General features: G+C 70.8%; 1 protein-coding gene. It reads right to left on the reverse strand.

Translation table 11 applies throughout. The features are described from left to right. On the reverse strand, positions 1 to 435 hold a 435-nt coding region (locus ABD323_RS45155), incomplete at its 3' end, for a transposase family protein (protein ID WP_344447741.1). Between the last annotated feature and the right edge of the window lie 96 nt (positions 436 to 531).

Genomic DNA, 531 nt, shown 5'->3' on the forward strand with positions numbered 1-531 from the left:
CGCCAACTGGGCTGCCAGCGCCGGGATTCCGAGCGCCTGCTCCTGCTGCGGGGTGGCCTGGTGCAGCAGGTTCTGCAGCTGGTACGGGTCGCTCACCAGGTCGTAGTACTCCCGGAACAGCACCTGCCCGGTGCCGGTGACCGTCCCGTTGGCGTCGGTCTTCAGGTCGTAGTACTCGGTGTACTGCCGGTCGGTGCCGACGTACGAGGCCCAGGTGTCCGGCGTGCCGGCCCCGGCGCCCTGCTTCCACCACTCGACCAGCAGGTGGTCGCGGCGGGCGGGGGTGATGTCGTGGGTGCGGCCGGGCCGGGCAGCGGATATCCGGATCAGCCGGCCTTTCTCGTCGGTCAGGGCGAGGACGTGCAGGCCGTGACGGGGATGCTTGCCGGAGTAGTTCGGCCGGTTCGCCTTCAGGACGACCCCCCCGCCCCGCACCGCGACCTTCCTGGCCGCCGTGCGGGAGGCCGCCGGTCCAGCCCACCACAGAGACGATCTTGTGACTTCCCACAGACCGGACCGCCAACATGGGGG

The sequence above is a fragment of the Kitasatospora nipponensis genome (assembly GCF_039528135.1).
GTDB lineage: Bacteria > Actinomycetota > Actinomycetes > Streptomycetales > Streptomycetaceae > Kitasatospora > Kitasatospora nipponensis.